Consider the following 16,245-nt stretch of genomic DNA (forward strand, 5'->3'; position numbering starts at 1 on the left):
ATTTTGTAAAAGGAGTATATTGAAGTATTTCTTCTTAACATACTCCTTTTACAATATACCATAAAGAAAAATAGAGGTAAAATGAAATCAGCTATAAAAAAAATATTCGTTTTAACGGGTTGTGTACTATTGCTTGTAACATCTATGAGAGCACAGAGGGCATGTCTCAATTTATCAGAAACTCTATGGAATATCACTCTTGATCGTTCGGCTGTATGGCAAAATGATTCTCTTTACGTTCCTCCTGTCAATATTCATGACCTCCCTGTCCATATACCTACCGGAGGCTGGAATTTGCTTGATACACCCGATAAGATAGGGGTGACACTTCCTGCTACCGTAGAGCAACACCTATGGGGATGGAATGGAGAAACATTTGGAGTTACCGGAAATTATGTAGGGGTTTCATGGTTTGATACAAAAATAAATGTACCTGCTGATTGGAGAAATAAACGGATAGTGATGAATGTTGCTTCTGTCCGTTTTAGAGCTGAGATTTTTGTTAATAAAAAATTGGTGGGATATGATTTGGTGAATAGTACGCCGTTTGCTGTAGATGTGACACCTTTTATTCTACCTGGTCAGGAAAATGTGATTGCTTTCCGCATTACTGATCCAAATGGTAATTTTAATTGGAAAGATTCCCAAGTCTATACATGGGGAGAGTATAGAACTAATCCTTCTCATGGTTTTGGCGGTATAACTGGAAAAGTGGAGTTGGTTGCTACGGATAAGTTATATATTGGAGATGTTTTTATTAAAAACCAACCGGACCCTCATTCTATTGAAGTTGAAGTGACGGCTTGTAATGAAACAAAGAACCCGATGAAGGCTCAGAAAATGCTTTTAACAGTAAAAGAACATAAAGGTGAGAAAGTACTTTACCGAAAAGAATACTCTGTTGAAAATCTTGTTGTCGGAGAGAATAAACAAACTTTTCATATTCATTTGCCAGCGGCAAAATTGTGGAGTACGGATTCTCCTCATCTTTATGATTTGTCTGTTTCAGTAGGTACGGATAATTATACGCAGCGTTTTGGATTCAGATGGTTTGAAGTGAAGGATATTCATGGAGATAAGCAATTTTTCTTGAATGGAAAAAGAATTGTTTTACGTACAGCTATTTCATGGAGTTTCTGGCCGGATAATGGGATCACTCCATCTGATGAGTTGGCTAGGAGACAAGTGGAGAGTGCTAAAAAGCTAGGACTTAACATGTTGAATTTTCACCGTACTATCGGGCATAGCAATGTCTTGGATTATGCTGATGAATTGGGATTATTATACTTTGAAGAACCGGGAGGCAATCAGTATCCTATCAGTCACTTTAATGATAATAACAAGCAAAGCAAGTTTTATTTTGCTTACCGGAATGAAAAATTGGTGCGAATGATTAAACGTGACCGTAACCATCCGTCTCTTGTTATTTATAATTTGCATAATGAACGGGGAGCTTGGCCACAGGTACAGGATTATGCGCAGATGCGTATGGCACATTCGTTGGATCCTACCCGTATCTTAACTTATAATTCCAGTAATGGAGAGAACCCGGAAAATGAGGCGAATGCCCGTTTTAAATTGCACTTGATGCCAAACGATACTACTTTTTATGATTATGGATGGTATGACAGGCATCATGCAGGTGGTCCGGGTTGCTATCATGATAATTTATATTGGGGTAAAGATAACTATCACCGTTTTTCAGATCATAAGGATGAGATTATTTATTGGGGGGAAGACGGGGCTATTGGTACTCCGCCGCGTCTTCAGCTCATTCGGGATGAAATCCTGCAATCTGGCACTACTTCTGGATGGGAAGCGATGGATTATATGAAATGGTATGATGCATATGATTCGTTTCTTAAACACAATGGATTTGCCAAAGCATTTCCTACAGTGGATGATTTGACCCGTGCCATGGGGAATGTGGCTTTCTATTATCAAGGTAGGGTAATTGAGAATATTCGTATCAGTAATACGGTGGATGCTTATGCTGTAAATGGTTGGGAAAGTATGAAACTGGAAAATCACTCCGGCATTGTTGATAATTATCGTTATCCTAAAGGAGATGTGGAAGTAATGGCTCGTTATAACCAACCGTTATTTTTAGCTGTAAAAATGAATCGGAAAGTGCTGAATGTTGGAGATACGACTATAGTAGATACTTATATTGTAAATGAAAAGAATTTGAAGGGGAATTATTCTCTTCAATTGATAGCGAAAGATGCGGAAGGTACTGTATTGGCTACCCATGTATCTAGTGTACATGTTAAAGGGGGGAATGTATATGGTCAATGTTTACAGATCGGCTGGAATTTTGTTCCTCGGGCAACAGGCTATGTTTGTATTGAAGCAAAGTTGGTCAAAGGCAAAAAAACTTTTGCAACTGGAGACGATTCTTTGTTTGCTGTAAGTTTGAATACGAAAGGAATTACAGCTAATGGTTCTATTGCTGATACTACGGGCGTTCTGAGCAATTTTATGAAAACAGTTGGTTTTGATATTCCGGAATATAAAGAAGGGACACCTTCGGGAGATTATTTGTTGGTTGGCGCCTTTGAACCTACTCAATGGGGAAGTGGTATGAGTGATATTATGGAATGGGTTTACAAGGGACATACATTGATTATTGTGGATAATGCGGAAAGGTGGGCTGAGTTCTTAGCGGATAAAGAAGTTTTGGATTATCGTGGTTCAAAGAAACTAGGTACGGCTTGGTATGGTGGGAACTTTTTCAATAGAGAACATCCTATTTTTGATGGATTGCCTGTCAATTGTGTCTTTAATTGGGAATATCAATGCTTTGCTACTTACAACCGTCATCGTGTAGGGTTGCGTTGCTTTAATGGGGAAACATTGGTTGCTTGTGTTTCCGATCATAAAAAAGAAGTTTATTCTGCCTTGTCTGTTATTCCGGCAGGTCGTGGAAAAATAATTATTACTACATTGGATATTCCTGCATGTATAAAGGATGTCAAAGCTTATACAGTTCCTGTTGATCTTGATGGCATGAACGAGTCGATGAATACTTTTAATACCAAAAGCGAGAATAGGGCTAATGTAGTGGGCCAACAGTTATTATTGAATTTAATAAAAGAAAGTAATAGATCATTATGAAGAAGAGTATTATTGCCATAGCATTTTTGTTGTTATGTCCATTTTATGGGGTGAGAGCACAGGAGAGACCATTTTTTGATTTGTCAGGAAAAGGATGGCATTTATGGCAGGATAAAAAAGCGACTTGGCAGACAGAGGATATTTATTTGACATTGGAAGAGGCACGGAAAAGTCCTGTAATTGTTCCTACAGCGGGATGGGATATATTGACTTCTGCCCAGGCTGTTCCGGTACAGGTTCCCGGAACAGCTGAAGAATATCTTCAAACTCAGTCCGGACCCGAAGGAGATATTACAGGAGTTACATGGTGGAGTCGTACAATGGATATTCCGGTGTTGAAGAAAGGACAAAAAGTCTTTTTGAATTTTGGTTCTATACGTTCACGGGCGGAGATTTTTATTAATCAGAGATTAGTGGATTATCAGATTGTGGACAATGTTCCTTTCGAAACGGATATTACTCCTTATATAAAATCGGGAGAACAAGTACAATTGGCTGTACGTATAACGGATGCGGGTGGTAACCATGATTGGCGCGACTCCAGAACTATTCCGTGGGGAGATAAAATGTTGCCTCCCGGTCATGGCTTTGGAGGAATAACAGGAAAAGTTGGTATGAAGGTCTGTAATGCTGTTTATGTAGCGGATATTTATATGCAGAACACTCCTCAGATAACCACCGCCAACGCTATTCTGACATTACAGAATGAAAAAGGAAAGACTACGAAGCAGGATCTTCGTATAACGGTGTACGAGTGGCAAAATAAAGAAAAAATAGTTTATTCTAAAGAGATAAAGGGTGTTTCATTAAATAAAGGCATGAATGAACTGAAGATTCCTGTATCAGCTCCGGATGCGAAATTATGGAGTGTGGATGATCCTAATCTGTATGTATGTGAGGTGGAGTTATCCGAAGGAAAGAACTGGGTAGATAAAGATTCCCGCCGTTTTGGATTTCGTTGGTTCGAGGCTTCCGGTATAGGTGAGGATGCTGTTTTTCGTTTAAATGGAAAACGTATCATGCTTCGCTCGGCCATCAGTTGGAGTTTTTGGCCGGTCAATGGTATTTTCCCATCGGAAGAATTGGCTGAAAGGCAAATTCGCATAGCTAAGGAGTTAGGGTTGAATATGTTGAATTTCCATCGTTTTATCGGTAATACTGACGTAATGAATTATGCTGATGAGTTGGGACTGCTCTATTTTGAAGAGCCTGGTGGCTTCCGTCTGGATGTGAAACAGCCGTTTATGAATGCTGTTTTGCATGAAAAGGTCATCCGTATGGTAAAGAGGGATCGCAGTCATCCCTGTCTGGTTATCTACAATATGATGAATGAATCGGGAAATGCTACTCCTGAAAAGTTAGAATTGGAGATTCAAGCGATGAAGGATATGCGTGTACTGGATCCTTCCCGGCTGATTCTTCGTACCTCGGCTTGGGCAAAGGGGGATGATATAGAAGATCAGGCTAAAATTCATATTCGTCCTTACGATGAAAAAGTGTATTGGAGTGGTTGGTATGATTATCATCGTGCCGGAGGACCTGCTGTTTGGAATGAAGGTTTGTACAAAGGCCCTGAAGATTATTATAATGATACAAAGAATAAGCGTGAAATTGTATTCTTTGGTGAGGAAGGGGCTTTATCATCACCTCCTCGTTTGGAAAAAAATAAAGAAGATTTGGAAAAATATAGCTATAAAGGATGGGATGGTAGAGAGTTTTTACGTTGGTATGATGAATTTAATGAATTCCTGGATGCTAAACAGTTAAGGACAGTTTATCCTACGGTAGATGATTTGTGTGTGGCTATGGGGACTGTATCCTATGAGCACCAAGGACGTAAAATAGAATCGGCCAGAATGAATAATTTGACGGATGCATACGTTGTTAATGGATGGGAATCGGAATTGACGGAGAATTATTCGGGAATTGTCGATTGTTTTCGTTATCCCAAATCAGATCCGGCTATCATAGCTCGTTATAATCAGCCTTTGTATGTAGCGGTAAAGACCAGGCAACAGGTTGCAGCCGCAGGGGGAGAGGTGACCGTTGATTTTTATCTGATTAATGAGAAGAATGTCCGGGGAAACCATCAATTGAAAATCTCGGTGACAGACTCTCAAGGAAAAGTGATGGAGGTAGGGACTTATGAAACGGAAGCTGCCGGAGGTGAGGTTTATGGTCAGTTGTTGGTGAAAGATGTAAAAATACCTGTTCCTACAGCTGGAGGACTTTGTAGAATTGAAGCAAAACTATGTAAGGAAAATTCTGTTGTTACAACTGGGTATGATGATATATTGTCTGTAAATCTGGCATCCAATATGTTGGATGGTAAAGGGGCCGTTTGGGAAGATGGGAGTGCTTTACAGAATTTCTTGAAGGGTAAAACGAAAGAAGCGGTTGCAGCTTATGAGGATAATTTAGGAAAGTTGGATTGGATTATGGTGGCCCGTCCTCCTAGGAAAGATCAGTTGACAATGGTGCCGATGGAAGCGTTACGCTCTGCCGATGGCAAACCGGGATTAGATGTGGTCTATTATGAGGATATGGAATTTCAGAAGGAAGTTTATCATGAAGTGGCCAAGGTGGTTAATCTGAGTGCTATTGAGGGAGCTACACCAAGTCCTTTTGTGTATATGCTTGATGGTTATGGTATTAAATGGAGTGGTAAAGTACTTCCCTCTGTCAGTGGTGAATATACAATTATTCCTCAAAGTAATGACCGTAGTATGATTGAAGTCTTTGTCAATGGTAAGAAAATATATGAAATAACTAGAAAGAAAGAGCATTTGGGCGATGGAAAAGTCTATTTGGAAGGAGGCAAGTCTGCCGATATAGAGATCCGTTTCAGGCATCCTCGTAGTAACGCGCGTTGTCGTCTGGATTGGGCCGTTCCTAATGATAAGATGCCGGATGCACAGCGTTTAATGGAACGTGCAGTAAATGATGGAACCAAAATCTTTATTATTCAGAGTGCTGATGAGTGGTCGGAATTTATAGCGGTTAATAGTAAAGCGGTGTTTAAGGACAAATTTTTTGTTGGAACCAACTGGCTGGGCGGGGTGATGTTTAATAAGCCGCATGATATTTTCAAGGAACTTCCTGTCGGAAATGCTCTCAACTGGCCTTATCAGGCATTGATACATACAGGGGTGGAGCGTATGGGATTAGTGATGGAAGGTGAAGAATTGCTGGTCGGAGCCTATCATACTTATCCTATGGCTATCGGAACTGCTATGGGGATTGTCCCTATGGGTAAGGGTAGTGTTTTGTTCTCTACATTGGATATCTATGGGAACATCATTAATGATTCGGCTGCCGGACTTGTAGCCAAAAAGCTGATTTTCAATATGATTGATTTTAAATAAAATAACAGATACCATGAAAAAAACAATCCTATGCTTTTGTTTATGCCTGTATTGTATAGGGGTATGGGCGGCTAGTGCTTCTTTTAAGAAGACAGGAAATGATTTGTTGTTTTTTTTGCCTCAGGGAAATGTGAAATTGGAATTTTGTACAGATGATATGTTCCGTGTACGTCATTCTCAAGGTACTGTGTTCGCTGAGAATGAACAGTGGATGGTTCGGAAATATGATTTTTCTTCTGTCAACTATACGGTGGAAGATAGAGGTACTGCATGGTTGATTACGACCAGAAAACTGATTATAGAGGCTACCAAGAATCCGTTCTGTCTGTCTGTTTCTGATAAAAACGGCAAGATGCTTTATACAGAACTTGAGGAACAACGTTTTTATAAGGATTCTGTCAAGATGAAAGCTGTTCTACAGCCGGATGAGCATTTCTTTGGTTTTGGGGAACGTATGGATTTCATGGATCAGCGAGGGCGTAAGATTTATCTGAATGTAGAGTTGGGAAGAGGGATAAAACCGGCTGTAGGAGGAAAAGATATTTTACGTGCCAATTATTGTCCCGTACCTTTTATGATGAGTACCAAAGGATATGGTTTGTTCTTTCATACTCCGTTTGCTACCGAATGGAATATGGGGTGGGATAGTAGTGATTATTATTCGTTTAAAGCTTTTGGCGGTGATTTGGACTATTATTTTATGTATGGTCCCGATTTTTATACCATGATTGACCGATATACGGAATTGACTGGAAAATCCCCTATGCTTCCTCGTTTTGCAATGGGGTTGCATGTTGGTACTTATTCCGGTGGAACTTGGAAGAATGAAGAGATGACTTCCGATAAATACCCGCCTGCTTTATGTAAACGTTTGCGTGAGGAAGGAGTGCCTTTTGATTTGCTTTGGCTGGATTCTACTTGGAGATTGTTTAATACCACTTACGGAAATGGTGGTTGTTGTTTTGAATGGCGCAATACGTTCAAAGATCCGAAAGCCATGTTTGATAGTTGCTATGCGCAAAATGTAAAAATGGTGGGGCTTCATATCCGTTCCATATTAGATAATGGCCCTGAATATCATCTATTGGATAAGGCGCGTGAACAGGGAAATGTGCTGTATCCAGGAGCCAAGATAGAAGGGGTGGTGAATTTCTTTGACCCGAAAGCGGTGGATTGGTGGTGGGAGAACGGAGTAATGAAAGTGGCTTCCATCGGGGCTAAGTTTGTGAAAACGGATGTCGGAGGGACGATGGACCTAAAAGGACTTCATAATATTTTTCCTTTAGCTTATGCGGAAGCGCCCTATCGTAAATTTCAGGAATATAATAATATGAGGGGGGTGACACATACCCGTGAGGGTTATGCGGGAATTCAGCGTTATCCTTATATTTGGGCCGGAGACTGGGGGAGTGAATGGCAGTGGTTTGAACCGGTGATACGTGCGGGACTTAATATCGGTATGAGTGGCGTGGGTAACTGGACTCATTGCATGGGAGGATTTGAACAGTATTCTCCTTACGATACGGAATTATATACTCGTTGGGTACAGTTCGGTATGTTTTCACCTATCGCCATGGTGTTCGGTATGGATCACCCCCGTTATCATGAACCTTGGACTTATGGTCCGGAGGCTTTGGCCAATTTTATCAAGTACGATAGTTTGCGTTATACATTGATTCCTTATATTTATAGTAATGCTTATCAGCTTTATAAAACGGCACGTCCCATGATGACCCCTTTAGTGATGGATTATCCTCAGGATGAGAATACCTATCAGCTGGCGCGTCAATATATGTTCGGGCCATGGATGATGGTTTGTCCTGTCACTACCAAAGGTGCACTGAGCCAACATGTCTATTTCCCCGGTGGAGAATGGTTTGATTATGAAACCGGTGAGCGTTACGAGGGCCGCCAATATAAGTCTTTTCTTACTCCGTTGGATGTGTTGCCTGTCTATATAAAAGCCGGAGCTATTATTCCCATGCAACCTGCTATGCAGTGGGTAGATCAGCATCCTGTAGATGTGATAACATTGGATGTCTATCCGTCAGGTATTTCTTCTTATGAGATGTATGAAGATGATGGTATATCAATGGATTATCAAAAAGGGATTGGTTCATTGACCCGCTTTACCAGCAGGCTCGCTGATGATAGCTGGACGTTTACTGCAGATAAACCGGTAGGGAAGTACAAACCTGTCAGACACACTTATCTGGTGAAGGCTTATTTGCAGAACGCTCCGCAATCTGTGATAGAAAATGGTAAATCGTTGCCCGTTCTTTCATCAGTTGCAGATGCAGACCGGAATACAGGCTGGTTTTATGATACGGAGCATAAACGTCTGTATGTGAAGACAGCCGGAGATAACCGTCAGAAAATTGAAATTGTGGTACAATAACTTAAAGGATTGATTCTATGAGAAAAATCATCGGTTTTCGCACTTTGTGCGTAAGTTTGGGAATATGGGTGGGGACTTTGGTGGTATCTGCTCAAGGTGAGTTTAAGGCATTACCTTGGAGGCAAAGTACCGCTTATAATTCTTATCTGATGCGTGATGTGCATCGGCAGTTTGCCGACCGGCAGTTTGCCATTCAAAAAGCGTTTGCTTCTCCTGCCGGGATGCAGAAGTATCTGGAGGGTTGCCGTGAACGATATAAACAAATAGTAGGTACTTTTCCTGAAAAAGGGAGTTTAAATGCTCAGGTGGTAGGGAAGGTACAAGGTACGGGTTATCATATAGAGAAAATAATTTTTGAAAGCAAGCCCGGCCGCTATGTCACAGCACATCTTTATATGCCAGAGAACACGACTGTTCCTGTTCCGGCGACATTGGAACTTTGCGGACATGGATTGAATGGCAAAGGTCCTTCGTCTCATGCCGCTATGTTGATGGCATCCAATGGTATTGCTGTGCTGGTGGTAGATCCCATAGGCCAGGGAGAACGGTTGCAAATTATTGATAGGGAAGGAAAGCCGCTGACACGGGGGGCTACTACGGAACATACCTTACTGAATGCGGGCTTTAACTTGCTTGGTACTAGTTTGGCAGCACAGGAATATTGGGATAATCATCGGGCTTTGGACTATTTACTGACCCGTAAGGATATTGATCCGGAGCATATCGGAGTATATGGATCTTCTGGCGGTGGCACTCAGACCGCTTATTATATAGGTTTGGATCCCCGTGTAAAGGTAGCGGTTATTTGTAGTTTCTTTTCTACCCGAGAACGTACTATGGAGTTGCAAGGTCCTTCCGATGGTTGCCAACATATACCATACGAAGGGCGTGAACAACTGGAGGTACCTGATTTTGCTTTAATGATGGCTCCACGGCCTTTATTGATTTTAAGCGGTAAATATGATTTTGTCGATTTATGGGGTGCGCAACAAGGATTTGCTGAATTACAACAGTGCTATAAAGTATTGGGAGTTCCCGAAAAGGTGGATATGCTGACAGTAGAAACCGGTCATGGACTTGGAGCTGAAAAAAGGCAAAAGTTGGTCAGTTGGTTCAAGCGTTGGTTGAAAGATAATCAATCTCCGGTGAAGAAAGCGGCACAAGACCGTTTCCAGTTGTCAGATATGCTTTGTACGACTAAAGGACAGGTGAATGTATCTATGCCTGGAGCACTCAGTATTATGCAGGAAAATGTGAATCAGCTGGATGAGTGGGCTTCCAAGCGTGAGACGTTTCTTTCGAAAGGAAAGAAAACTGTTCAAACAAAGATGCTGGATTTGTTAGGTCTTAAAGGTCTTCCTGACCATAAAATAAGAATTGAGGCAACCGGACATGATTCAATGCGTGAATATGAACAATATAAGTTTCAGCTCATAAGGGAAGGGGAGATGCCTGTTCCTTGTATTCTTATCATGCCGTCCAGAGCGAATGCTGATTCTCCTATTGAGTTAAGGTTGCAGGAAGAGGGGAAAGGAACTTATTTGAGTGAATATGCGAATTTTGCTGCTGCCTTGACGGAAGGAAAAATTTTGTTGTTGGCAGACTTGCGCGGATTGGGGGAAACAACAGATCCTGCATTTTATACGGATGCTAAATATTGGAACCGTGAATATCGTAATGCAATGATCAGTATGCATATAGGGCGTCCTATTATGGGACAACGGGTAGTCGATATCCTGACTTTGCTTGATTTTTGTTCAGAACATGAACTTTTGAAAGGACATCCCGTCAAAGTATTTGCCAATGGTATTTATGGTCCAGCTGTAATTCATGCTGCTTATTTGGATGAAAGAATCAACAGTGTGGAGATAACACATAGTGTGAAGACTTGGAAGGAATACATTGAGAAGCCTATGCAGTGGGATATGTATTCTAATGTGTTGTATGGTGCTTTGAAATATTATGATTTACCGGATTTGATAAGGTTAAGCAATCGTCCCATCCGTTTTGCAGATTAAAAAACAGAATTTATCTCCACTGTAGGAGCATATTAAATGTCCTGAAGGCACAACAATCTGCTCCTGCAGTGGATGGAATATATGGCTTGTCTATTTCTTTTCCAGGAAATCAGCACGCATCGGGCTGAAACAATCTATCAGCATACCCGGCTCCAGGCATACACAACCATGCACTGCATCTGGTTCCTTATACAGACAGTCACCGGCCGATACAATTTTTTTCACACCATTGATGGTGAACTCAAATTTTCCACTTTCTACATAAGTCACTTGTGAATGGATATGATGGTGAACAGCTCCTACAGCTCCCTTTTCAAATTTTACTTTAACAACCATGATGTCATCATTGTAACCCATGATTTGGCGCACTACACCTTCGCCTGCAGGTTCCCATTCTTTGCCTTCTGCAAAAATGAAGTTTTCACTACCTGTTTTCATAACCTTTTTTTCAGTGTTTTTGTTTGTTTCTTCAGTACACTCTTTGTCGCTCTCTTTTTTTTCACTTTGTGCATTGCAGCTCTGCAATATTAGTGGTGCCATCAGGGCACAAGCATACAATGCGGTTCTTACTTTACGATTCATGATCTTGCATTTAATATAAAATGAATAACTAAAACTTTTCTTCAAATATATATAATATATAAGGAGAGTGGTTCACCGTGATTAAAATATACGAGGAAAAGACCAAATATTACAATCCCATACCCTAAAAAATGGCTTATTTTGCTTCATAATGATATTCAAACTTGAATCAAAACACTACAACAACAATGAAAAGCACATTAAAGAAGAGATGGGGAAGAATTGCCCTTTGCTTGTGTATGGCAAATTTTGCTTGCGCAGGTATGGCTCAAACTAATAAAAAGTTAGATGACCAAGTGATAAATACAATGAAAACCGCCACTCAGTTTATGATGGATAAAGTGAGTTATAATGGTGGTTTTGTATGGAATTATTTGCCGGATATGTCCCGCTCATGGGGAGAGATGGAAGCCAAGAGGACAATGGTTTGGATTCAGCCACCGGGAACTCCTTCTGTCGGTCATTTGTTGCTTGACGCTTATCATGCTACAGGAGATGAGTACTATTATGAAGCTGCCCAAAAAGTGGCTAACACTTTGATTTGGGGGCAGCTTGAATGTGGAGGATGGAATTATGTATTTGATTTTGCAGGAGAGAACTCGTTAAAGTCCTGGTATGATACCGTTGGTAAAAATGGCTGGCGTCTGGAGGAATTTCAACATTATTATGGAAATGCGACTTATGATGATGCGGGTACTATGGAGGCTGCTAAATTTCTACTTCGTATGTATGTGGAAAAAAATGATCCTGCTTTCCGTCCGGCTTTGGAGAAAACCATTGATTTTGTTTTGAAAAGTCAATATCCGGTGGGTGGATGGCCTCAACGTTATCCTTTGATGTATGATCACCCTTTTCAAGGTAAGAAAGATTATTCGTCTTTTATTACTCTGAATGATGATGTGATTCCTGATGCGACCGAGTTTTTGATTCAATGCTATCAAGCAATGGGGTTGCAAGGGGTAAAGGAGCCTATTATGCGTGCTATGTACTTGATGATTTCTCTTCAACAAGGGGAACCTTATGCAGGCTGGGCGGACCAATATACAGTAGATGATTTGAAACCGGCTCATGCCCGTTCTTATGAACCGCGCAGTGTGAATACCGGTACTACCGTCCGTCTTATCAATTTAATGATGGATTACTATAAACTTACAGCTGATACTCGTTTCCTGTCGGGGATTCCTGCTGCAATTCGTTTTTTGGACTCAATGAAATTACCGGAATCGGATGTGAAGAAATGGAAGCGTCAGTCTACTAATCCGGAAGCTATTTTGGTTCCTCGTTTTGTTGATCCTGATACAGGTAAACCACTGTATGTCCATCGTAAGGGAAGTAATGTGAAAAATGGAACGTATTATATTGATCAGAATATAGAAAATACAATAGCTCATTATAATTCGGCAACTTTTGTGAATCCTGGTGAACTGCGTCGCCGTTATGAGGAAGTGAAGAAACTTCCTGTATCCGAGTTGGCGAAGAATTCACCTTTGCTACAGGATCATTTGGTTCCTTTACCTAAATATTATACTCGTTTACGTGGAAAAGCTACGGAAGAAGTTGCCCGGAAATTGGTGCAATCACTGACTAAGGACGGTTGCTGGCTCTCTCCTTTAAAGTCAACCTCGAACCCGTATAAGCCATATACTGTTTCAGGATCTAGTGAGGAAACGAAATATATAGCTACTTTTGTAGGGGACGAGCACGATACATCACCTTATCCGTGTACTACCGGAGAATTGTGCATCTCTGTAGGGGATTATATTGATAATATGATAAAATTAATTAGTTACCTTGAAAAGTAAAAGTTTGTTAGGTATAGGTTTATGAAGAATGCTGTAATTTGTTTATTGTTGTTCGGGATATGTCTGACGGTTTCTGCTCAAGAAAAGGTGGAAACCGTCTCTATGCGTTATGAAACGCAGAATGATATGCCGCTGTTTTATCAGAAGCTGAAAGAAAGTCTGACTTATCCTATGGCATGGGGGAACTCTTCTATCCGAAATTTTGAAAAATGGCGTGAAGAGGCTAGAAAAGTTTTGTTGGATTGTATGCAGCCTGCTCCTCCTGTAGCGGCTTTTGATAAAGAAGTGATAGATATTGAGCGGAGGGAAGGGTATACAGTGGAAAAAATTCTGTTTAATGTTTCGAAATATTCCCGTGTTCCCGCTTATCTGTTGGTCCCTGAGGGGAAGGGACCATTTCCTGCAGTGTTATTACTTCACGACCATGGGGCCCATTTCTCAATAGGGAAAGAGAAGATGGTACGTCCGTTCGGTGTGGAGGCATCTGTGACAGCCAATGCGGATGATTGGGCGGAAAGATGTTATGATAAACAGTATGTGGGTGATTATCTGGCAAGCCATGGATATGTAGTGCTTGCTGTGGATGCCTTGTTTTGGGGGGAACGGGGACGTAAGGAAGGAGTGCGCTATGACTCACAGCAAGCGTTGGCTGCCAATATGCTACAGATGGGAATGTCATGGGGGGCCTTGATTGTTTGGGATGATATCCGTAGTGCTGAGTTTTTGGCTACATTGCCTATGGTCAGTAAAGATAGAATAGGTACTATGGGCTTTTCTATGGGAGCACATCGTGCTTGGATGATCAGTGCCGCTACAGATGTGGTGAAGGCAGGCGCTGCTGTGTGCTGGATGAATACTACAGATAGCTTAATGACACTTACCAATAATCAGAACAAAGGCGGGTCTGCTTATTCCATGATTATTCCCGGAATACGGAATTGGATGGATTATCCTCATGTGGCATCTATCGCCTGTCCCAAACCGATGTTGTTCATCAATGGTTTGCGGGACAAACTTTTTCCTGTAAAGGGCGTTGAAAGCGCTTTCTCTACCATGCAGGATGTATGGAAGGGTCAATCGGTAGAAAATCTATTGACTATCAAGTTCTATGATTTGCCTCATTTTTGCAGTAAGGAGATACAGGCTGATATACTTGAGTTCTTTAATCAAAATTTAAAATAGAAAGCGATGAAAATTAAGATGTTGATGGCATTTGTTGCCTTGTTGTTATTTTCTGCTTTTACGGCAGACCACACAATTACTATCTTTATGATAGGTGACTCGACTATGGCCAACAAATCCTTAGAGGGAGGTAATCAGGAACGTGGATGGGGCCATGTGCTGGGAGGATATTTCAGTGAAAATATTCGTGTGGAAAACCATGCTAGAAATGGTCGGAGTTCTAAAAGTTTTATTGATGAAGGATTATGGGAGGTAGTAATTAATAAAGTAAAGCCGGGTGATTATGTTTTTATTCAGTTTGGGCATAATGATGAGAAGGTAGATGAGAAACGTCATACTGATCCCGGATCTACTTTTGATGCCAATCTACGCCGTTTTGTAAAAGAAACACGTGCCAAAGGAGGAATTCCCGTTTTGTTCAATGCTATAGTTCGCCGTAATTTTCGGAATAATAAAAATGCGGTGGCCGAAGATGATGTGCGCAAGGATTTGTCAAAGGGGGGTGTTTCTCAAGATGGAGAAGTGCTGATTGACACTCATGGAAAATATTTGGATTCTCCGCGCAATGTGGCAAAAGAATTGGATGTGCCTTTTGTGGATATGAATAAGATAACGCATGATTTGGTGCAGAGAATGGGGCCGGAGGCCTCAAAAAAATTGTTCATGTGGATTCCTGAAGGCGTGTGTGCAGCTTGTCCGAAAGGCCGTGAGGATAATACGCACCTGAATGTATATGGGGCGCGTACTATTGCAGGTTTGACAGTGGATGCTATAGCTAAAGAGGTTCCTGTATTGGGGCCTTTTATACGTCATTATGATTTTGTTGTGGCAAAAGATGGCAGTGGTGATTTCTTTACCATTCAGGAAGCGATCCATGCTGTTCCCGATTTTCGTAAAGCAGGACGCACTACTATTCTAGTCCGTAAAGGGGTATATAAAGAGAAAGTGGTTATTCCTGAAAGTAAGATTAGTATTTCTTTGATAGGTGAGGACGGAGCAATTCTGACAAATGATGATTTTGCTTCTAAAAAGAACTGTTTCGGAGAAGAAATGTCTACCTCCGGTTCGTCAACCTGTTATATCTATGCTCCCGATTTCTATGCTGAGAATATCACCTTCGAGAATAGTGCCGGCAGAGTAGGGCAGGCAGTGGCCTGTTTTGTTAGTGGAGATCGCGCTTATTTCAAAAACTGTCGTTTTTTGGGAAATCAGGATACTTTGTATACTTATGGCAAAGACAGTCGTCAGTTCTATGACCATTGTTATATAGAGGGTACGGTGGATTTTATTTTTGGCTGGTCTACGGCATTGTTTAAGGATTGCACCATCCATAGCTTGGGTGATGGTTATGTTACCGCTCCTTCTACAGATCAAGGCAAGAAATATGGTTATGTTTTTATTGGCTGTAAATTGACGGGTGTGGTTGAGGCTCAGAAGGTGTATTTGTCCCGTCCTTGGCGTCCTTATGCACAGGCTGTCTTTATTCATTGTGATTTAGGAAAGCATATTCTTCCGGTGGGGTGGAACAACTGGGGCAAAAAAGAAAATGAGGAAACCGTATTCTATGCTGAATATCAGAATACAGGAGAAGGGGCGGCTACCGCTTCGCGTGCTTCGTTTGGAAAGCAACTGAACGATATCAGTAATTATAATGAAGCACAGATTTTGGCAGGTGATGACGGATGGAATCCTGTGGAAAATGGAAATGTATTGTTGCAGAATTTAAAGAGATAAGCTGTTTTTTCTTCATGTAATAATACTTTGTCACTGTAGGGATGGAT

8 protein-coding genes are annotated in these 16,245 nt (G+C 41.2%); 7 read left to right on the plus strand and 1 reads right to left on the minus strand.

The features are described from left to right. Positions 1–81 precede the first annotated feature (81 nt). From GKD17_RS02675 to GKD17_RS02690, 4 genes are read left to right on the plus strand one after another with little or no spacing between them, the layout of a single operon-like run. Positions 82–3,117, plus strand: coding sequence for a glycoside hydrolase family 2 protein (locus GKD17_RS02675; protein WP_007836462.1), 3,036 nt, complete (start codon positions 82–84; stop codon positions 3,115–3,117). Beyond that, positions 3,114–6,482, plus strand: a complete 3,369-nt coding sequence (locus GKD17_RS02680; protein ID WP_007836461.1) for a sugar-binding domain-containing protein — start codon at positions 3,114–3,116, stop codon at positions 6,480–6,482. Before GKD17_RS02675 ends, GKD17_RS02680 begins: the two co-directional genes overlap by 4 nt. Positions 6,483–6,495: 13 nt before the next feature. Then, on the plus strand, positions 6,496–8,880 hold the full coding sequence (locus GKD17_RS02685; RefSeq protein WP_007850932.1) for a glycoside hydrolase family 31 protein: 2,385 nt from the start codon (positions 6,496–6,498) through the stop codon (positions 8,878–8,880). A gap of 17 nt (positions 8,881–8,897) precedes the next feature. Continuing rightward, positions 8,898–10,898 (plus strand): alpha/beta hydrolase family protein, encoded by a 2,001-nt coding sequence (locus tag GKD17_RS02690; protein ID WP_007836459.1) that lies wholly within the window; start codon positions 8,898–8,900, stop codon positions 10,896–10,898. Between the two features lie 90 nt (positions 10,899–10,988). Here GKD17_RS02690 and GKD17_RS02695 read toward each other — a convergent pair whose 3' ends face one another. Beyond that, positions 10,989–11,480 carry a cupin domain-containing protein gene (locus tag GKD17_RS02695; protein ID WP_007836458.1) on the minus strand — a complete coding sequence of 164 codons (492 nt, stop codon included), beginning with the start codon at positions 11,478–11,480 and terminating at the stop codon, positions 10,989–10,991. Positions 11,481–11,668: 188 nt separating this feature from the next. On the opposite strand from GKD17_RS02695, the gene GKD17_RS02700 reads away from it, so the two are divergent. Genes GKD17_RS02700 through GKD17_RS02710 form a run of 3 tightly spaced genes read left to right on the plus strand, consistent with a single transcriptional unit; the run spans position 11,669 to position 16,198 of the window. After that, positions 11,669–13,282, plus strand: coding sequence for a pectate lyase (locus tag GKD17_RS02700; protein ID WP_007836457.1), 1,614 nt, complete (start codon positions 11,669–11,671; stop codon positions 13,280–13,282). 21 nt (positions 13,283–13,303) lie between these two features. Beyond that, positions 13,304–14,464, plus strand: coding sequence for a dienelactone hydrolase family protein (locus GKD17_RS02705; RefSeq protein WP_007836456.1), 1,161 nt, complete (start codon positions 13,304–13,306; stop codon positions 14,462–14,464). Positions 14,465–14,470: 6 nt separating this feature from the next. Continuing rightward, positions 14,471–16,198 carry a pectinesterase family protein gene (locus GKD17_RS02710; RefSeq protein ID WP_007836455.1) on the plus strand — a complete coding sequence of 576 codons (1,728 nt, stop codon included), beginning with the start codon at positions 14,471–14,473 and terminating at the stop codon, positions 16,196–16,198. Positions 16,199–16,245: the final 47 nt, after the last annotated feature.

It is taken from the genome of Phocaeicola dorei, assembly GCF_013009555.1.
GTDB classification, from domain to species: Bacteria; Bacteroidota; Bacteroidia; order Bacteroidales; family Bacteroidaceae; genus Phocaeicola; species Phocaeicola dorei.